Annotated in this window: 14 protein-coding genes; 2 read left to right on the forward strand and 12 right to left on the reverse strand. The window is 62.0% G+C overall.

Going from position 1 to position 20,174, the window contains the following annotated elements:
* Positions 1-146 precede the first annotated feature (146 nt).
* Positions 147-1,076 (reverse strand): LysR family transcriptional regulator, encoded by a 930-nt coding sequence (locus tag ACN5W5_RS05080; RefSeq protein ID WP_420047478.1) that lies wholly within the window; start codon positions 1,074-1,076, stop codon positions 147-149.
* A gap of 116 nt (positions 1,077-1,192) precedes the next feature.
* Here ACN5W5_RS05080 and ACN5W5_RS05085 point away from each other — a divergent pair, with 116 nt between their 5' ends.
* Positions 1,193-2,392 carry a serine hydrolase domain-containing protein gene (locus ACN5W5_RS05085; protein WP_420047479.1) on the forward strand — a complete coding sequence of 400 codons (1,200 nt, stop codon included), beginning with the start codon at positions 1,193-1,195 and terminating at the stop codon, positions 2,390-2,392.
* Complete coding sequence (locus tag ACN5W5_RS05090) at positions 2,389-3,561, forward strand: MFS transporter (protein ID WP_420047480.1); 1,173 nt, start codon at positions 2,389-2,391, stop codon at positions 3,559-3,561. Before ACN5W5_RS05085 ends, ACN5W5_RS05090 begins: the two co-directional genes overlap by 4 nt.
* A gap of 560 nt (positions 3,562-4,121) precedes the next feature.
* On the opposite strand, the gene bktB is transcribed toward ACN5W5_RS05090, so the two are convergent.
* The 11 genes from bktB to ACN5W5_RS05145 all read right to left on the reverse strand — a co-directional run bounded on the left by bktB (position 4,122) and on the right by ACN5W5_RS05145 (position 20,072).
* Complete coding sequence (bktB, locus tag ACN5W5_RS05095; RefSeq protein WP_420047481.1) at positions 4,122-5,318, reverse strand: beta-ketothiolase BktB; 1,197 nt, start codon at positions 5,316-5,318, stop codon at positions 4,122-4,124.
* Positions 5,319-5,401: 83 nt separating this feature from the next.
* Positions 5,402-6,694, reverse strand: coding sequence for a CobW family GTP-binding protein (locus tag ACN5W5_RS05100; RefSeq protein WP_420047482.1), 1,293 nt, complete (start codon positions 6,692-6,694; stop codon positions 5,402-5,404).
* 25 nt (positions 6,695-6,719) lie between these two features.
* Positions 6,720-7,520, reverse strand: a complete 801-nt coding sequence (locus ACN5W5_RS05105) for a ZIP family metal transporter (RefSeq protein ID WP_420047483.1) — start codon at positions 7,518-7,520, stop codon at positions 6,720-6,722.
* Positions 7,517-8,392: a hypothetical protein gene (locus ACN5W5_RS05110; RefSeq protein WP_420047484.1), complete on the reverse strand. Its 876-nt coding sequence runs from the start codon at positions 8,390-8,392 to the stop codon at positions 7,517-7,519. The genes ACN5W5_RS05105 and ACN5W5_RS05110 overlap by 4 nt, the downstream gene beginning before the upstream one ends.
* Entirely contained in the window at positions 8,389-10,665 is a 2,277-nt protein-coding gene (locus ACN5W5_RS05115; protein ID WP_420047485.1) for a hydantoinase B/oxoprolinase family protein, read from the reverse strand. Before ACN5W5_RS05115 ends, ACN5W5_RS05110 begins: the two co-directional genes overlap by 4 nt.
* A gap of 45 nt (positions 10,666-10,710) precedes the next feature.
* Complete coding sequence (locus ACN5W5_RS05120) at positions 10,711-12,846, reverse strand: hydantoinase/oxoprolinase family protein (RefSeq protein WP_420047486.1); 2,136 nt, start codon at positions 12,844-12,846, stop codon at positions 10,711-10,713.
* A 137-nt stretch (positions 12,847-12,983) separates the two neighbouring features.
* Positions 12,984-13,382, reverse strand: a complete 399-nt coding sequence (locus ACN5W5_RS05125; protein WP_420047487.1) for an acetone carboxylase subunit gamma — start codon at positions 13,380-13,382, stop codon at positions 12,984-12,986.
* Positions 13,383-13,386: 4 nt separating this feature from the next.
* Positions 13,387-15,324 carry a hydantoinase/oxoprolinase family protein gene (locus ACN5W5_RS05130; RefSeq protein ID WP_420047488.1) on the reverse strand — a complete coding sequence of 646 codons (1,938 nt, stop codon included), beginning with the start codon at positions 15,322-15,324 and terminating at the stop codon, positions 13,387-13,389.
* Between the two features lie 375 nt (positions 15,325-15,699).
* Positions 15,700-17,712, reverse strand: coding sequence for a sigma-54-dependent Fis family transcriptional regulator (locus ACN5W5_RS05135; protein WP_420047489.1), 2,013 nt, complete (start codon positions 17,710-17,712; stop codon positions 15,700-15,702).
* A 238-nt stretch (positions 17,713-17,950) separates the two neighbouring features.
* The gene (locus tag ACN5W5_RS05140) at positions 17,951-18,991 is read right to left on the reverse strand and encodes a zinc-dependent alcohol dehydrogenase family protein (RefSeq protein WP_420047490.1); all 1,041 of its coding nucleotides are present in this window, start codon (positions 18,989-18,991) and stop codon (positions 17,951-17,953) included.
* 397 nt (positions 18,992-19,388) lie between these two features.
* Entirely contained in the window at positions 19,389-20,072 is a 684-nt protein-coding gene (locus tag ACN5W5_RS05145; RefSeq protein ID WP_420047491.1) for a TetR/AcrR family transcriptional regulator, read from the reverse strand.
* Positions 20,073-20,174: the final 102 nt, after the last annotated feature.

Below are 20,174 nucleotides of genomic sequence, written 5' to 3' on the forward strand. Positions count from 1 at the left end.
ATGAGCGCGCGCATCGGCGCGGCATGGGCGCATGGAACCTGCCCATTTTTCAATTGAAGGCGGGTGAATTCGCCTATATGCTCCGCTCAAAAAGAGGAGGTTCTCGGTGTTGTGATTTCCTGAGAAGTTTGCGGTGGCGCGTCTAACTATTGGGTGAACCGTCCCCTGAACCTAGGCGCCTTGGTTTTCGGGTCCGGGAAGACCCTCGCACAGAGGAAATCAACCAAAGCCCGTACCTTCGGCGAAGGATGCTTGCTTGCCGGCCAAAGCGCGTGGAAGACGCCGGTGCGCTCCACATGGTCGTTCAGAATCGGCTGTAACCTGCCATCGGCAAGCAACTCGCGCACGGAGAAGTCCGGCAGGTAGGCGATACCCAGGCCCTGTAGTGCGAAGCACACGCGCGTCTCGATGTTGTTGCAGATCATCGAGGTGGGAAGTTGCAGCTCAGGCGCACCAGCGTGGTGTCGCAGTTCCCACGTTTCCAGTTTGCCGCTATTGGGAAAGCGGTAGTGCAGACAGACGTGGTTGAGCAGATCGGCAGGCACTTTGGGCGTCCCCCGCCGCGCTAGGTAGTCAGGCGAGGCGACCAGCATCGACTGGAAGGAGCCCAGCTTGCGAGCCGTGAGTCGGGAGTCGGTTGGATCTCCTGTGCGCACCACGACGTCGAAGCCCTCCTCAATCACATCGACCAAGCGGTCAGTGAAGTCCAGGTTCAATTCAACCTCGGGATACTCGCGCATGAACTCGCCGAGCACCGGCAGGACCAGCGAGCTGACCAGCGGCAGGCTCACCCGCAGGCGCCCTCGCGGCGCGCCGCTGGCTTGCGTCAGTTCGAGTTCCGCAGCCTCGATCTCGGCCAGGATGCGCCGACTGCGTTCCAGGAACAACATTCCCTCGGCCGTCAGCGTGACGCTGCGAGTGCTGCGGTGGAACAAGCGCACGCCCAGCTTTTCTTCCAGCCGCGCCACGCTCTTGCCGACGGCAGAGGCCGACACGCCCAGCAGCCGACCTGCGCCGACGAAGCTGCGCGTCTCGGCCACTTGCACGAACACCACGAAGCCATTCAGGCTGTCCATATTGAACCTCAATTGCGGACATGAAAGTCCGCATATCAAGGAACTGTAGCCCACTTTTTCTTTAATCGAATGGCTTCTATCGTCACGGCTTCACTCATTGACCAGAGGACTTTTTCGTGACGAATGCCCCAATTCCCCTGCGCCCGAGCGTTCCGCCCGAGCATCTATTTGCTGGTATCGCTGCCGCTGTTCAGCAGGCACTGGAGGAGCAGCGATTGGTTGGCGCCGTCGTGCTCGTGGCTCGCGGGGGCGAACTGATCCACCAGCAGGCCACAGGTTTCGCCGATCGAGAGCTCGCGCGTCCGATGACCCTGGAGACGATCTTCAGGCTGGCCTCCGTAAGCAAGCCCATCATCTCCACTGCTGCGCTGGTGCTGGTCGCGCAAGGTCGACTCGATCTAGATGAAGGGATCGGGCGCTGGTTGCCCGAGTTCCAGCCCCAGCTTGCCGACGGCCGCCCGGCCCACATCACCACAAGGCAGTTGCTTAGTCACACGGCCGGGCTGGGCTACCGCTTCTTCGAGTCCGATGCCGATGGTCCATACGCGCGTGCTGGCGTTTCGGACGGGATGGATGCGTCCAGCATCAGTCTGGATGAGAACCTGCGCCGCATTGCTGGCGTGCCGTTGCTGTACGAGCCTGGTACGGCTTGGGCGTATTCGCTGGCAATCGACGTGCTGGGCGCAATAATCGAACGTATTCAAGGCACGTCACTGGCCGATGCGGTGCGCCTACTGGTCACCGGCCCATTGGACATGTCCAATACCGGCTTTGTCGCGCAAGATCCCCTTCGCGTAGCCACTGCCTATGTGAACGACACACGGCAACCGCACCGGCTGGTCGAAGGCGAGACTGTCTCGCCCTTCGAGGGCGCGGTCGGTATCGCATACAGTCCGGCCCGCATCTTCAATGCACAAGCCTTTCCATCGGGTGGGGCCGGTATGGCGGGCACGGCCGGGGACTTTCTGCGTCTGCTGGAAGCCCTGCGACAGGGTAGCGGCGTGCTCTTGTCCAACAGGCTGATTGAGGAAATGGGGCGGGATCAGACGGGTGGATTGGAGTTGCCCAATGCGCCGGGCTTCGGTTTTGGCCTGGGCTTCTCGGTGCTGCGCGACCCCCTGCTTGCCGCTTCTCCTGAATCGGCGGGTACGTGGCGCTGGGGCGGAGCCTACGGGCATTCATGGTTTGTGGATCGAGCACAGAGCCTGAGCGTGGTCGCCTTCACCAACACCCTGTACGAAGGCATGTCCGGGCGATTTGTCTCCGAACTGCGCGATGCCGTCTACGGCGCATTGGAATTGCAGGCGGTGCGATGACCGCAGGAAATCAAGACCGTATGCCCATTGGATCGCTCCTGGCGCTGGCCATGGCAGCATTCATCACCATCTTGACCGAAGCGCTGCCAGCTGGGCTGCTGCCACAGATGGCGCAAAGCCTGGAGGTCTCTGAAGCCTGGGTCGGCCAGACCGTCACGATCTATGCCATGGGTTCGTTGCTGGCGGCCATCCCTTTGACTGCCGCCACACAGCGCATACGGCGCCGTCCGTTGCTGCTCGTCGCCATCGCGGGCTTCACGATTGCCAATACCGTGACGGCGCTTTCCGCCAGCTATGGGCTGACGATGGTCGCGCGCTTCCTGGCTGGTGTGTCGGCCGGCCTGCTCTGGGCGCTGCTGGCAGGTTATGCGGCGCGTATGGTGCCCGAACACCAGAAAGGTCGGGCCATCGCCATTGCGATGGTCGGCACGCCATTGGCGTTGTCGCTCGGCGTACCGGCCGGCACCTTTCTTGGCAATCTGGTGGGTTGGCGGGTGTGCTTCGGCATCATGAGCTTGCTGGCGCTGCTGCTCATGGTGTGGGTGCGCGGCAAGGTGCCGGACTTCGCCGGGCTGGCGACAGGCAAGCGGCTGTCATTGGGGCACGTGCTCACTGTGCCGGGTGTGCGCCCGGTGTTGTTCGTGGTGTTGGCCTTCGTGCTCGCACACAACATCCTCTACACCTACATCGCGCCATTCTTGTTGACAGCAGACATGGCCGATCGGACGGACTTGGTGCTGCTGGTGTTCGGCGTTATGTCCCTGGTAGGAATTTGGATCATTGCCGTTCTGATCGACCGTCGTCTGCGTGCGCTGACGCTTGCCAGCACGGTCTTGTTCGGCTTGTCTGCATTGGCACTGGGCGTGGCGGGAGATACACCCGCCGTGGTGTACGCGGCAGTTGCCACCTGGGGACTGGCGTTCGGCGGCACTGCAACGTTGTTCCAAACTGCGCTTGCCAAGTCAGCCGGCGAGGCCGCAGACGTCGCGCAATCCATGCTGGTCACCGCCTGGAACATAGCCATTGCCGGTGGCGGCATGATGGGAGGCATGTTGTTGGAGCAGTTTGGTGTGGAGGCTTTTTCTCCGGCTTTGCTGGTGCTGTTGCTGTTGGCGCTTCTCGTGGTCTGGTCTGCCAAACGCCACGGTTTCCCAGTGTCGACAGGATGAGGGCAGGAAGGGAACGCGCCATTTTCATGGATTTCTGGCAGATCCAATGCTTGCAAAGGTCGACCTTTTTGAGCTAAAAAAGTCCCAAAACGCACACTGCCACATCCGCACCTGCATGTTGCCACCTTATCCGACGAAGACGCCATGCACGACCTCGTCGGCACAAGGATGTAGGTTTCTCGGATGGGATCATTGGGCTTGTCAGTTCCAAGTTGCATCTGGGCGTGCGAAAACAGAAAGCGGTCGCACAGGCCATGGGTGCGACGGACAGCTTCTGGCCCGATTGGCGGCTGTACGAGGTACTGCCGCACCTCCGACCGCTTTCACACCCCCTGGACTGGCGGTACCGACCCATAGGAGCCTGTTGTGGTATGGGTTAACGACTGGTCCACTCTAGAACTTGACGTTTGCCGAATCCATAGGGCAGATCAGCATTGGCGTTCGCGGCGGCTGATCGACCACCGTGACAAGTTCGAAATTTATGACTACATCCATAAGTCGCAATCTCATCCCAAGATGGGATTGCCACGCGCTTTCGCTATTCGTTGGAGGTTCAATATCTATCTTTCGAAAATCGCCGCAATGCCCTGACCTCCACCTATGCACATCGTGACAAGGGCGTAGCGGCCGTTGATGCGCTCCAGCTCGTACAGCGCCTTCACCGTGATCAGCGCGCCGGTGGCACCGATCGGGTGGCCGAGCGAAATGCCCGAACCGTTGGGGTTGACCTTGGCCGGATCCAGGCCCAGCTCTTTCGTCACGGCACAGGCCTGTGCGGCGAAGGCTTCGTTGGCTTCGATCACGTCCATGTCGTTGACGGTGAGGCCGGTTTTCTGCAGCGCCAGGCGCGAGGCCGACACCGGGCCGATGCCCATGATCTTGGGGTCCACGCCGGTGTGGGCGTAGCCGACCAGGCGCGCCAGCGGCTTCGCGCCACGCGCCTTGGCGGCACCGGCTTCCATCAGCACCACGGCCGCGGCGGCGTCGTTGATGCCCGAGGCGTTGCCGGCGGTCACGGTTCCGTTTTCCTTCACGAACACGGGCTTGAGCTTGGCCATGTCTTCGAGCTTGCAGTTGGGGCGGAAGTGCTCGTCGGTGGCGTAGGCCACCTCACCCTTCTTGCTCTTGAGCATGACCGGCACGATCTGGTCCTTGAAGTACCCGGCTTCGGTGGCGCGCTGGGCGCGGTTGTGGCTCTCGACGGCCAGCGCGTCCTGCATCTCGCGCGTGATGCCGAATTTCGCGGCCACGTTTTCGGCCGTCACGCCCATGTGGATGGTGTGGAAGGGGTCGTGCAACGCACCAACGACCATGTCGACCATCTTGGTGTCGCCCATGCGTGCGCCCCAGCGGGCCGAGAGGCTGGCGTAGGGGCCACGGCTCATGTTCTCGGCACCGCCGCCGATGGCGATGTCGCAGTCACCGAGCAGGATCGCCTGGCTGGCCGAGATGATGGCCTGCAGGCCCGAGCCGCACAGGCGGTTGACGTTGAACGCAGGCGTGCCTTCGGCGCAGCCGCCGTTGACCGCGGCGACGCGGGAGAGGTACATGTCCTTGGGTTCGGTGTTGACCACGTGGCCGAACACCACATGGCCGACGTCCTTGCCGTCCACACCGGCACGGGCCAGCGTCTCCTTGACTACCAGGGCCGCCAGCTCGGTGGGGGGCGTGTCCTTGAGGCTTCCGCCGTAGGTACCAATGGCGGTGCGGGCGGCGCTGACGACAACGACTTCACGGGGATTTGCTTTTTTGCTCATACGGGCCTCATTTCTCAAATTTTGCATAGCTCGGACTTCGAGCAGGGCATTTCTCAACACAGCCATTTCTGGTACCTGCCGCCCTACTGGCCAGCACCATGCAATCGAAAGCGCCGAGCCTGGATCTCCCAGCCTTCGTGTTCGATGTCCGTAGCAGATCGGATCGGAACGCGCTGGCTCAACCAGCAGCGGGTGGGCAATCCCCAGTCGGTTGCGCTGGCGCGCAGTGCCGCCGTGTTGCTGCTGAAATCGCTGAGCAAAGCCCGGATAGAGGACTCCTGTTCGGGCGCCAGGTCTCGGACGATGAACACCAGACGGCTGTGGCCATCGTCAAACGCGCTGTCACGCGGCCAGGTAGCCAAACGCACCGGGGGATAGGCCACGTCCTGCACGCACTGCACCACCCGAGGTTGCGCCTCGTCTCCGGCCACGCGCATCAGGCCTTTGACACGCAGCAGGTTGGCGGCATAGGCGCGCAGAACGTTGCCCATCGCCAAAGTGAACCCAAGCCAGGCGACGGGCCTATCCCAGGTGATGACGAAACTCCGCACGCGCGTCGAATGGTGGCTGCGGCGGCGACGGGTCTGCAGGTAGTGACCGTCGCCATTGACCAGGTCAACAGCGTTTTCATCCATCGCGAAAAGGCCCGATGGACCATGCCGTGCGATCTCGGTACCCAGCCAGGCCTGCAGGCTCGACGCCACGTCCGCACGGCCGTAGACCCCACCGGACGCCATCAGCGTGGCGAGATCGGCAATACCGTTGCGCACCATGACCTGTTCGGCCTGCGGATTGAGCGCTTTCAAGGCCGCTTCCAGTTGTTCCCGTTGGATCGAGGAGGCCTGATCACATTTGGTGATCAGCAACCGATCAGCCGCCACCACCTGGCGCTGACTCTCCGGATGTTCATCAAGTTGCTGCAAGCCCTGTGTCGCCGATACCGCGGCGATAACGGTGTCACACCGATACCGGGCACAAACAAAGGGCTCCTCCATCAGTGTGTACAACACCGGCACCGGATCGGCCAGTCCCGTGGTTTCGATCACCACACGTGAAATGGGCGCGATCTCGCGGCGGGCCATGCGGTCGGACAGCTTTCGGAGGGCGGCAACCAGGTCGCCCTGAACGGTACAGCATAGGCAGCCGGAATCCAGCAACAACATCTGGTCGCTGACGGTATCCACGAGGTGATGATCGATGCCGACCTCACCGAATTCATTGACCAACACCGCCACACCCGCCATGCCAGGCTGGTGCATCCAGTGGTTGAGCAAGGTAGTCTTGCCGGCCCCCAGGAAGCCGGTCAGCAAGGTGACGGGAATGCGGTCAATCGGACCTTGTTGGGCATGTGAAGTCGTTTCAGTGGTCTTGTTCATGAAGGAAGTTCCTGTTCGGTTGGCATCAATGCACCACCACGAGTTCGAGCAACTCGTGCGCGCCCGCGACCGAGGCCATTCCTGCGCCCATGAGCGCAAGCTGTTGAACCGTAGCGCCTAGACTCGGGTGGCGGTGCAGGCTGGGGATCAGGTCCGCCATGGCCACATACGTCATGCTGGCGCAGGCCAGCGCCAGACACACCGGCACGGCGCCATCCATCAACGGCAAGGCCAGCCAGGCCAGTCCCGCGCCCAGCGTCATGGCCAGGCTGGACAGCAGGTTGAAGGCCATGGCCCGACGGCGGCTGCAACCCGCATGCAACAGAACGACAAAATCACCCAGCTCCTGGGGAATCTCGTGGGCCACGATGGCCACCGCGGTCACCAGGCCCAGCGAAACATCCTGCTGGAAAGCGGCGGCCACCAGGATGCCGTCGACAAAGTTGTGGAAGGTGTCGCCCAGCATCATCAGCAGGCCACCGCGGCCGACTTCCACATCCCCACGGCCTTGGTGATGCCCGTGAACCACGCTCGCATCGGACGCGGCCTGACCATGGTCGTGACGCCAGATGACGAGCTTTTCAAGCAGGAAGAAAGTGACGATGCCGGCCAAAACCAGGGAGGTGGTCTCTTGTGCATTCCCCGACTCATGGATGGCTTCGGGCAAGACGTTGAAAAACGCGGCAGCGAGCAGCGCACCGGTCGCGTAGCTGACCAGCCGGGACAGCGTGCTCCGGCTCATGGAAGCGGTGGTCAGCAGCGCCACGCCGGCGGACAAGAGCCCGCCCACCAGCGTGGCCAGCAGACACAAGGTCAGCGGTGTCATGCCGCACAGGCCCGCATGTGGGCCAGTTGTTCCAGCACGGCTTCTGGCTGCTGCTGCGGGCTGATCTCGACAAAATGGAACTGCTCCTGTGCAAGCGGTCCCACGGAGGTCCCCATGGCAAATGCCGCGCTGTCGTCACGCCCGAAGGCGCTGTGGCCTGGCCGTTCGTTCCCGTCACCAATCACCGCGGCAAAGCCGTCGAAGACCTCGGTGGGTAAGCGCACGCCCGATGGCAGCCGAAGGACCAGTGACCAGCGGTAGTGCCCCGCGACATTGAGCACGGATCGGTAGCGGTCGATGTGCGCGGCCTCCAATGCCCGGTCATCCCGTTGTTCCTCCAACAGCAAACCGGCCACCGGGAAGGCGGAGACGGAACGGATGAGGTCGGCAACGTACATGGCCGCGTCCTCCACCGTGTCCGCGTCGATCTCGTCGTCGGTACCACCGGCCATTCGGTTGGCGTGCAACAGCCAGGCCCGCGGCGAGGGCATGGACAGCACCAATGGAGTTTGACCCCGCAGGTGCGACAGCACGGCCGTCACCACCTCGGCCAGCACGGCCTTGGGGGCTTCCGATTCCAGCAACTTGCGCAAGGCCGTCGCTGGTCGGCGGCGGTTACCCAGACGGGCCGCCAGGCCGCCATCGCGAGCACACCAGGCATCGATCAGCTCACCCACTTCGACCACCGCCACGTCGGGCCGCAGAAGGCCATGGGCCTGGACGAAGTAGGCCAGATAGCCAGCCGCGTTCTCCCAGGGATCGGCCTGCTCCGAGCCGAGCAGCAGGCGCCGGGTGTAGGCCGAAGACTTCAGCCATACTCGCACGGCGCCCGCACCGGCTGAGTGCGGCAGCAACTCAGCCAGCGTGCTCATTGCTTCTCGTCCTGCAAAACACCCGCGGCGGCCAGTCGGGCTTCCAGCGCTTCGATGCGGACATCCTTCGGGTGTCGCATGTAGTTGGGCTTGGGTTCGTTGGCCTTGCGCGTGATGTCAGGACTTCCCACGTAGAGCGTGTCGACGTCGTCACCCCAGCAGCCGAAGTACTGCATGTTCGACGGCGGCTTGGGCTGGTTCCAGGTCTTGACGAACTCCTTGAAGGGGACGCTGCGCGCGATGCGCGCCTTGCGCTCGGCGTCGCGCGCCGCTTGCGTGGCCTCTTGGTTCACCGCCAGCGTGACCGGATCGAACTTGACTTTGTAGAGGCGCTCGGCCACGCCGGGCGACATCAGGCCGTCTTCGATGTCCTTGATCACACCCGCGGGATCGCGTTCCAGCAGGTCACCGTAACCGGCACCAGCTCCCTGTGAAATCATGAACAGTTCGCCGCGCTTGGAGATCTCGAAGCCCATGCCCATGTGGTGGGTGGTGTAGCGGGCCCCTTCAAAGGGGCGCTCGTTCATGAGCTCTTCGATCGAGTGCTTGAACTTGTGCGGTTCGTTGAGCAGCACGTCGTACACGTCCACCCCCTCAATCTTGCACAGCGGATAGGCGCCACAGGCGTAGCCGCCAAACAGACCCTGGATGGGTGGGAACTTCGCGCCCTGGCACACCGTCATGAAGCCCCACTGCTCGCTGTCCTTGGTGGCCACCATCATGGTGTATCCCTGACCGCCGCGGTATTTGCCCGGGGCGATGGCATCGCGCGTCATCTTCTTGGAGACGAGTTGCAGGAAGGGCACTTCCTCTTCGTTGAGCTCCTGCTCGCCGATGTCAGCCATGGTGGCGAAGATCGGCGCCAGCGCGTGCTCTCCGTCTCGGTCCACGGTGGCGCCCGCACCCATGCCGTTGAGGTCGGCACACAGGTTGCCCAGCGTTTCACCATGCTGGCTGACCCCACCCCAGATGAAGGTGTTGATCATGTTGAAGGTCGGTGCATGGACCTTGGTGTACTTCTCCGGGCAGCTGTACAGGAACTTCGCCACCGCGTGCTGGCCGGCGGTGAAGCCGGTGAAGATTGACATCAGGCTCTGGGAGTTGGGTGCGTCGTAGGAGCAGTTGACGATCGAGTGCGGATCGGTGATCACCTCGATGGGAGCAAACGCTGCCTGGCCGCGTGGCAGGTCCGGCCACACATAGCACAGGAACACCTGCGCGAGCATGCCCTTGAGGCCGGCCACGATGGTGTTGGTTGCGCGGTTGGTGAACTCCGGGCTGGAGCCGCGGAAGTCGAAGATCAGCCGGTCTCCGGTTTTGGTGAGCTTGCAGTTGATCTTCACCAGACAGTTCTCGCGCAGGGTCGAGTCCTGGATGATGTAGGTTCGAACCGTCATGTCGGGCCATTCGCTGATGCGGCGTTTGACCTCGGCGCGTACGTTCTCCATCGTCGTGCGCAGGGTGGACACCAGGGCCTGAGGACCGTCGGTGTTGAGTGTCTCTTCAATCCGCTGCTTGATGCGCAGGCAGGCGAACAGCTTGACTTTCATGTCCTCGTATTGCAGCTTGGGCTCACGCACCGAGTTCTGCAGGAAGGTCAGCACGTCGCGCTTGATCTGGTAGTTCTCCACCACCTTGAAGGGGGACATCTTCAAACCCTCGTCACTGGGGCTCTCGGCCATGGAGGGCATGCCACCCGGCTCGATCGCGCCGTTCTCGCCTTCGTGCACCGTCGAGGCCACCCAGCACACCAGCTTGCCCTCGTGGAAGATGGGCACGATCATGCTCTGGTCGGTGTTGTGCACGTTGCCGTAGCGCGAGTCGTTGTGGATGAAGCCGTCGCCCTCACGCACCCCCACGGTGGGGTCGTTGATCCAATTCTTGATGATGAACTTGATCGGGTGGTGCACCAGTGCCGAGAAGATCAGCACGCCGCCGGCACTGGCAATGGCCAGATCGCCTGAGGCCGAATAGACACCGGTGATCACATCACCCCATTTGGCGCCCGGCGCGGCACCCATCTGCTCCACCATCTCGTAGCCTTCATCGCAGCCGGCCTGCAGCCGGTCGCGGATCTTGGCGATGACGTGCGCGTCGTTCACCTGGCGGACCGCAGCATCCTCCTCTGCGGTGCGGGGCATCAGGTCGTGGTTCTGCATGATCTCGGGGTCGGGACCGAGAAACAGCGTGGTGTCGTTGAGAAACTTGTTGATCAGCGCGACTTCGTCGGCGCTCGGTGTCTTGCCCCGAATGGGCTGGTTCAGATCGCTCATGGTTCTGTCCTTCAAATACGTTGATCGATGGGGGGCGATGGGCGCTCAGGCGCGCAGGAACCAGGACGCCCCCTGGCGTGCGGCGACGAAGTTCCAACCCGGGTTCACCAGGAAGGTCGTGACTTCGGACGCGACGATGGCCGGCCCCGGGATCTGCACACCCGGCTCGATGGCGGCGCGGTCCCAGACGGGGGTGTCAAAGGCTTCCTTGTGACCCACGAAGTGGCACTTGCGTGTGCTGGCGGGGGTTGGCGGCGTCTTGCGCTTCTCCGGTGGCACGGGCTTGATGTCTTCGAACTGCACCGTCTCGTGGCGCACAAAGGCTGCCACCCGGATGGTGTTGATGCGGATGCCCGCTTCCGGCGCCTGCGAGCCCTCGCCGAAGCGCTTGCCGTAATCGTTGGAGAACTGCGAGATCAGGGCCAGCACATCCGCCGGACCGTTCACGTCGTGTTTGGGAATCACGGCCGTGGTCTGCACCAGCTGGTTGCCGTAACGCATGTCCAGCTCCAGGTTGTGGCAGATTTCTTCCCGTGTCATGCCCTGACGCAACAAGTCCTGCGTGCCCAGTTCCTTCAGCTCGGCCACGATGCTGTTGAAACGGTCGTAGTCATCGAACAGGTGGCGTGTGTTCGAGTCGTACAACACCATGTAGAGCGACTGCTCGTGAATGTGCAGCTGGTGCATGTTGCCAGCGCCCACCGCGGAGAACACCGAGGACAGGGGTGGCGCCAGGATCTTGTCGATCGACAGGTTCTGTGCGATCCCGCAGCAGTGCAGCGGGCCGTTGCCGCCGTAGGCCAGCATGGTGAAGTCCTTGGGGTCGTAGCCACGTGCGCGCAATTCGGTGAACAACCCGTTGGCCATGTTGTCATCCACCTTCTCGCGGATCAGCAGCGCTGCCTCGATCACGTCGCAATCCAGGTCATCGCACAACGTGTCTTCGATGGCCGCCTTGGCACGGCGCGGGTTCAGCGGGATCGACCCCCCCGCGTAGTTCTTGGCATCCAGATAGCCCAGCAACAGGTCGGCATCGGTCACGGTCGGCTTCATGCCCCCGCGGTCGTAGCAGGCCGGTCCGGGGTCCGAACCCGCCGACTCCGGGCCGCATTTGACGGTGTTGTACATGCGGTCGTAGGTGGCCACCGAGCCACCACCCGCGCCCAGCGTCACCAGGTGCACCATGGGCACAGACACCAGCCAGCGGTCGATCACCGGGTTGAAGTCGTAGTGCTTGACCCCACCGTCCACCACGATGCCGATGTCGTAGCTGGTGCCACCCATGTCGGTGGCCACCACGTTGCCCAGACCGGTCTGCATGGCCAGGTGTTCGGATGCACCGATGCCCGAGACCGGGCCAGAGTGGATGGTCTGCAGTGCGTCGGTGGAATTGAGCTGCGCCATGCCGCCCGAGTTGTGGATCACCAGCATCGGCTTGTCGTAGCGGTGCGCGCGCAGGTTCTGTTCCAGCGCCGAGAGCGCGTGGTACATGGTCGAGTGCAGGTAGCCGTCGACGATGGCCGAGGTGGCGCGCACGTATTCGCCCTTGCGACCCGCCACCTGGTGCGACAGGATGATCGGAATCGCTCCCAGCAAGTGCGACGGGTATTCCTCCAGCAGGATTTCCTCGATGCGCTGCTCGTGCAAGGGGTTGACCACAGCGTTGACGAGCGCCACCACGATGATCTCGGCGCCCTTGTCCACCAGTGAACGGATCTGGGTGCGCACGTCCTCCTCGTCCAGCGGCATAACCAGCTTGCCCTGAAAATCCACGCGCTCACGCACACCGCGGATCATGTGCGGCATCACCAGCGGGTCCGGGCGCTGGGCGTTGGGCATGTCCTGCTGGCCCAGGTTGTCCAGGCCTTCGCCATAGCCGCGAGCCCGGCTCAACGGCACCGTGGCTTCAAAGCCTGCCGTCACCAGCATGCCGATCTTCGGCCCTTTGTGCTCGATCAGGGCATTGGTGCCCAGGGTGGTGGCGTAGCGCACCGAGTCCACGCCGGACAGGATGTCCTCCAGCTCGACCTTCAGCACTTTGCAGGCCTTGCCCAGGGCTTCGTTGAAGCCGAGCGCCAGGTTGTGGTGGGTGGTCAGGGCCTTGGCCTCGATGTACTGGCCATCCCAGACCACAAAACAGTCGGTGAACGTTCCACCGATATCGACAGATACACGCCTCATGCTATCTCCTCAAATGGGTATGAATACCGGCGAGCGCTACCCCGGCGGTGGGCCTAAACCCACGCCTGTGTTGCGGCTTGCCCAGCCGGTCGGGTTCTTCTTGTCTGGACGGTGCGGACACCGTCACTGGCTGCGCGTCAGTGCTTGTGGCCCGACTCCATGGCCACTGCCTGACCGACCACGGCTTCCTTCAACTCACCGCGTCGGGCCCACTGGGCCTTGAGCGCCGGCAGGTCTGGCTGCATGTCGTGCAGCGGCGGGTGGCCCGGGACGGCGTATTCGGTTTCGACCTGGGTACCGCAGCCGGGGCAGCAGAACTCCAGAATGCGAACCCATTCGGGGTCTGGGCTGAAGGTGAAGCGGTACTTTTCCGGGTCAATGATGGGCGGGTGGATGTCGCGCGGATCGCGGTTGTGCACCAGCAGGCCTTCCTTGTAGGCCTCGTGAGCCGAGCCAATCACGTGACCGCAGACGCGGCACTCCCAGTTTTCGGTCTCCAGGTCGATCTGGAGGTATTCGGTCATCAGAACTTTCATGGGATCAGCCCTTCCGGTTGAGCAAAACATCGCCGGCATCGCTGACCACAAAGGCCCAGCCATCGAGCACACGGCAGGTAAAAAAGTCTTCTTCGAGAATGGCCGGGCCTATCGCCCAGTCACCCTTCTGGAGTTGAGCCAGCTGGTAGACCGGCACATCGACGCGACCCATGCTTCGGGTCAGCACGTTGCGAACGCCCACCGACACCGCCGGCTTGCCCCGGATAAAACTCGCCTTCTTGGCACCCTCGGTGCGCAAGGCCTTGACGGCTTTGAGTTCCAGTTCGACCGTGCCCGCCTTGTCAAAGGCGGCCGGGAACACCGGTTCATCGTCCAAGGTCTGGGTCTCTTCCCTGCCGTTGCCGAAATCCGCCACCAGGCGCGCCTCGATGGCGTAGTTGCCAGCTTCGTAGCCCTCGGCGTACATGTCGCGCGAGGCTTTCACTTTCAACGCATCCAGCGCGTCCTTCAGACTGGCTGTGTCGTGCTGCTCCAGCATCACGGTGTAGCGCTGCGACACATCACAGGAGCCAATGCCATAGGCGCTGAAGACGGCAGCCATCTGCGGAATTGCCACCTGGTCGATGCCCGCTTTTTCGGCCACACCGCAGGCGTTGAGTGGTCCTGCACCACCAAAGGCCAGCATCACGGTGTCTTTGGAAATCTTGGTGAAGCGGTGCAGCTCCACGGCAATCTTTTCCTCGTAGGCGTGCTCCATCTGCAGCAAGGCATCGTCCAGCTTCAGTCGCAGGGGTTCGGCGATGTTGGTGTTCACGGCATTGGTCGCGCGCTCGACGTCCAGCGTCATGCCGCCACCGAAGTAGGACTTCGGATCGAACAGACCGCACAGCAAACCCGCGTCGGTGATGGTTGCTTCCTTGCCGCCACGGCCGAAGCAGGCCGGCCCGGGCACAGCGCCCACACTGTCCGGCCCGATGGTGATGTGGTTGTTCACAACGCGGAAGATCGAGCTCCCGCCGGCACCGGCACTCATGATTTCGCACAGGGGAATGGACACGCTGATCCCCTCCACGTGACCGCGCCGCACCTCGGCCACCGTGCCGTTGAGGTATTGACCGATGTCGGTCGTGGTGCCGCCCACATCGATGGACACGCTGTCGGTGAATCCATACAGTCTGGAGAAGGCCTTGACGCCTTCCATGCCACCGCGCGGACCCGAACTGTAGGTGTTGATCGCCACCGTCTTGGCCACGCGGGAGGCGTCACCGTCGTTGCGAAAGATCAGCAGCGGGTTCTTGGTCCGGTACTCGCGCAGCCGGCCCTCTGCGTTGAACAGGAAGGCCTCCATGGCGGGGTGCAGGAAGGAATTGATCACCGCAGTCCACGTGCGCCGCACGACATCCTGGTCGGCCGTCAGGTCGCTCCCGTACAGGATGGGGACGGCCCCCAGCAGGTGCCGAGGGTACTTGCGCAGGGCGATCTTTTTGAAACGGTCTTCAACCGCCAGGAAATCGTCACCACCAAAGCTGACCACCAGCCGGTTGGCGCCGGTGGCCGTGAGGTGGTTGATCGCCTTCACCACGTCCACCTCGGCGGTATCGCCCATCACGGTCGCAGAGTCCAGGAACACCACACGGTCGCCCACCAACACATCGAACACTTCCGGATCGTGCTCAGCCAGGCGTACAGGCAGGTCACGCGACTGGGCGTCGATGATCAGACCCAGGCGAGGCCCCTTGCGCTCGCAGATCGCGTTGGTGCCCTGCGTAGTGGAGTAACGGATCAGATCGACTTCTTCGAGAAGCCGCTTCACATCCGTCTGGCCGTAGATCACGCCGGACGCTTTTTGCAGGCCTTCAAAGAAGCACTTGCTCAAGTCGTACGGCGTGGTCAGCACCTTGGTTTTTCGGACCCCTGTGTCATCCAATATGCAGATATCGGTCAGGGTCCCACCGTTATCTATGTTGATTTGCAATGCCATGTCGTGTCATCTCCTGGTGTTGATCTAGCGATCCTCGTCACCGCTGGCCGCAGAGGCCTGGTCGAATTTCGCGCAAGTCTTATTGCGAGAGCCGTGCCAGATCTGGAGAAGAAAAACGAAATGGTTAAGTGATTGATTTAAAAAGATTTTTTTCGAATCTCAGGAATCGTCCAGAAGCAGAACCGTCCGATTTCAAGTCGGACAACCGTGCTGCGGCGGACGTGATGCGCCGCAACATTCCAGTCGAAAAAAACCGAAGGCCCAGCTGTCTGGCGCTGCCTCGCAGGAGGTCAAACGCTGGACAGCCGGGCCTCTTTGTGCCGGGCTTTTGGGGGATGAAGAATCAGCCGTTCTGAGCGCGTGATCGTTTCATGTTCAGGACAAGGCGGACTGTGCGCGCAGTTCGTCCACAAGAGATTCGAGTCCGAATCGCTTGAGCTTTAGGTACACGGTGCTCTTGGCAATGCCCAAGTGCCGCGCCACAGCCGTCAGGTTGCCCAGACACTGGCGCATCGCACCGATCAGTGCCTCCCTCTCGGCGGCTTCCAGACGTGTCAGATCGCGCGCATGCGAGTCGCCATCGATCGCGGAGGGCTGCGATGCCACGTGTGCCATGTGCAGCAACTCCGGGGGCAGATCCCCTTCGGTGATCACAGAACCTGGCGCGGTCAGCAACATGCTCTCGACCGCGTTGCGGAACTCGCGCACATTGCCCGGCCACCCATACCCTTGCAAGGCATTCATGACGCCGGGTCTCACCTCCTTCACGCCCAGCCCATGCTGTTTTGACAGCTGTTTGACGTAGTGCTGGAAGAGCAGTGGAATGTCTTCTTGGCGTTCACGCAATGGTGGAATATGGATGCTGGTCACCGCGATGCGGTAGAACAGGTCCATGCGGAAGTTGCCATCTCGGATTTCCTTGCGCAAGTCCCGGTGGGTCGCCGCGACCAGGCGGAAACTCACCTTTCGAGGCTTGTTCTCGCCCAGACGGTACACCTCGCCTTCCTCCAGCACACGCAAGAAGTTGGGTTGCAGATCCATCGGCATCTCACCGATTTCGTCGAGAAACAAGGTGCCGCCATTGGCGGCTTCGATCTTGCCGATCATGCCGCCTCGTTTGGCACCGGTGAACGAACCCTCAGCGTGGCCGAACAGTTCGCTGCTCAGCAGCTCGCGCGAAAAACCACCACAGTTGAGCGCCACGAACGGCGCACCGGGGTTCGAATGGGCTTCATGAATACCGCGCGCGAAAACCTCCTTGCCGACACCGGTCTCCCCGGTCAGCAGCACAGGGACCCTAGACTTGGCCAACTGGCGCGCCCGAGAAACCGTGCTTCGGATGGCGGCCGATACACCAACCACCCGCTCAAACGACGTGTCCAGGTCCTCGATCGGCATCGACGGCAGCGAGACAAATACACTTTTTGTCCGTTGCCGATTGGGCATCGTCAACAAAGCACCGACCTGCTTGCCCTCCACCAGCACCGGCTCCAGGTGGTCGCGCTGCGCCCACTGGGGCAGCACCAGCGACTGGTCGTCACCGATGATGCGGATGTCGGGCAGGCGCAAACCGGACAGACCAATGTTGGCGCGCTCCAGTTCGATCAGCATCTCGGCGGCCTGGTGGTTGGCCTTGATCGCTCGACCCCGGCGGTCAAACAGGATGACGCCATCGCTGTTCTGATCGTTCATCAAGTGCACGCAGGCCTCCAGCAGGCTGTAGCGCAGGTCCAGCTCCGTCTGTGCCAGCCGGCTTTCGATGCGCGCAGCGGTGGACACCACCAGCGCCAGGGTGTGTCGGCTGTACGAGCCCGTGAGCCCAGAGACATCAATCGAGCCCAGTGGAGTCCCATCCAGCGAGTCCCGGATCACGGTGGCCGAGCAAGACCAGCGCTTGATGCCCTCGCAATAGTGTTCGGCCGAGTGGATCTGCACGGGTTGCCCAACCGACAGCGTGGTACCGATCGCGTTGGTTCCGGAGGCGCTTTCGCTCCAGTTGGCGCCAGCGAGCAGGTGCACGCTTTCTGCCGCGCCCAGCGTGCGCGGGTCACCCTCCATGCTCAGCACGGTGCCATGGGTGTCGGTCAGCACCATCACCGTACCGGTCTCGGAAAGAAAGGTGCGCGCTTGCGCCATCACCGGCGTGCTGGCGCCCAACAACTCTGCACATTGGTCGCGCAACTGGTAGAGCTTGCCGCCCGAAATGGTGATGGGCGCCTGCGACTGCCCCGGATCCACGCTGGCGAGCTGGCAGCGGCGCCAGGAATCGTCGATCAACGAACGCAGGCCACTGGGGTCGGCCGATGGATCCTGCTGGAATCGTTCCCAGGCCAGCATCACGCGCCGGTCGTTCTCGGGCCGCGAGAACATCTGTTCTGCATTGGGCATGCTTGTCTCCTGCGCGTGGTCGCGCTTGTGTTTTCTTGCCGGTTCGCCCAGGCTGGCTGCTCAAAGCGCCGGACAACCCTCGAAGCAATATTCGCTCCAAGCACAAAAGCCCGAGAGCCACACTGCCACGCATGCGCATGGCAGCCTGCCCCCGGGCCAGATCGCCTGGGGCCGTCCGACCCGGAATCGGTCGGACGGCGTTCGATTATCGGACGATCAACTCATGATCGCAACGACCTCAGCCCGCTGAAATCACCACCTTGAGCGCCTTGGTCTGAGCCGCTCTGGCAAAGGTGTCGTAAGCCTCCATCATCTGGTTCAGGGTGAAGCGGTGGGTGATCAGACCGGAAGGGTCGAGCTTCTTGGCCACCACGGTTTTGAGCAGCATCGATGTTGTCTGCGTGTCGACCAGTCGGGTGGTGATGGAGATGTTCTGCATCCAGAGCGTTTCGAGATGCAGGTCGACCTTGCTGCCGTGCACGCCCACGTTGGCGATCACACCTCCCGGCGCCACGATCTCCTGGCAAATGCCGAAGGTTGCAGGAATGCCCACCGCCTCGATCGCGGTATCCACGCCCACACCCTCCGTCAAGCGCTTCACCGCCTCGGCGGCCGACTCACGACCACTGTTCACCACGTCAGTGGCGCCGAATCGGCTGGCCATTTCCAGGCGGCCATCATCGAGATCCACCACGATGATGCGTGCCGGCGAATAGAACTGTGCGGTCAGCAAGGCAGCCAGCCCAACCGGACCAGCACCCACAATGGCCACGGTGCCACCTGGTGCCACCTTGCCGTTGAGCACGCCGCACTCGAAGCCGGTGGGCAGGATGTCGCTCAACATGACCAACGACGCTTCATCGGCGCCTTGAGGCACCGGGTACATGCTGGTGTCGGCATGAGGTACGCGAACGTACTCGGCCTGGGTCCCATGGATGGTGTGCCCCAGCAACCAGCCGCCAGACGTGCAATGCGAGTACATGCTGCGTCGGCAATATTCACAGCGCCCACAACTGCTGATGCAGGAGATCAGCACGTGGTCGCCCACCTTGAAGTTCGACACGGCAGAACCCAGGGACTCAATCACCCCCACCCCCTCATGCCCCAGAACCGTCCCTGGCTGACAGGTGGGCACATCGCCTTTGAGTATGTGCAGATCTGTGCCGCAGATCGTGGTGTGAAGGATCTTGACCACCGCGTCCGTGGCGTTCTCAACCTTCGGTTTCGGTACGTCCATGACGGACTTCTTGCCTGGGCCGGCGTATACGAGTGCTTTCATGCTGGTTTGCTCCTTGTGTACGAGAGACGTGAACGATCCCGCGCGGTCCCATTGATCGCAGGTCCAGCAACACATCGGCGCAGTCGGGGTTCTTGTCTTCTCTTGTGGGCAACGCCCGAGGGTTGGCGTTGAACTTGTGTGCGCGGTTGTCCGCACATCCCTCATTCAGCAAGCTTCAGGCCAGAAAATCTTCAAGTCAGCGCTATGGGAGCGACTTGATTTCATTGAAGAACTTTCTGCGCTTGCACATGCAAGCGCAGAAGTTTGAGACGGGGCGTGATTTCGGACGTTTGCTTTTCGGATGACGAACCACCCCAAGGCGGTTCATGGACGCGGTTGTGCGCCGTTGAAGTTGACGCCTCCAGTTGATAGAGGCTTCCAGCAACTGCTCAAAAGGTCATTGAGGACGTGTCAAAAGCGATCTAGTAGTAGTGGGAATTGAAGTCTCCACGGGGGCACGACCCAAGGGAGGCAGTTCGCAACGAGCTAGTCGCTTGGCTTCATCGCGATCGACCCCCAGGGCTACAAGCAACAGTTCCGCGACGTCTGAGCCAGCTTCTCGCCAGGTGACATGACCGTCGATCACAGGCAGCATCGCCGCGAGCGTGCCGCCGCTGAGCAGTGTGACCGCGGTCAGGAGTTGATCGTGAGCAATGGAATAGCGACCCGCCGAAATGCCGGCTTGCAGGTCGCTCAGCGGCTCACTCCCCATCACTGTCTGTATCACCATGGGGCTTAGGCCAAAGCGACTCACGAAGCGGCCCCACAAGGGATCTTCATGCGCTCGGCGAATGTACTGGCGCACCCCAATCGAAAGCCTCTGCGCAGGATCGTCTACACCCGCGAAACCGGCGACGACCCAATCCGTCATCTCCCGCGCAAGTTCAGCCGCCACGTCGCCAAACAAGTTGTCGACATCGGGCACATGGCTGTAGATCGTGCCTCGAGCCATTCCGGCGGCATTTGCCAAGTCGCTGACGCTGACTTTGGTGACACCGCGCTCGGTGAAGAGCTTCAACGCTGCCGCGCGGATCCGTTGGCGAGCTTGGTTCGGCTGGATGGGGGCTACTTCGACAGACATGTTCAAAACTTTCCAAGTTACTCGATTTTAAACATCCATAGGGAAAACCATGATGCATAAAAATGTCCTTTATTGAACACTTCTGTTCATTGAAGAACATAT

This window comes from Hydrogenophaga sp. ZJX-1 (genome assembly GCF_048590325.1).
GTDB lineage: Bacteria > Pseudomonadota > Gammaproteobacteria > Burkholderiales > Burkholderiaceae_C > Hydrogenophaga.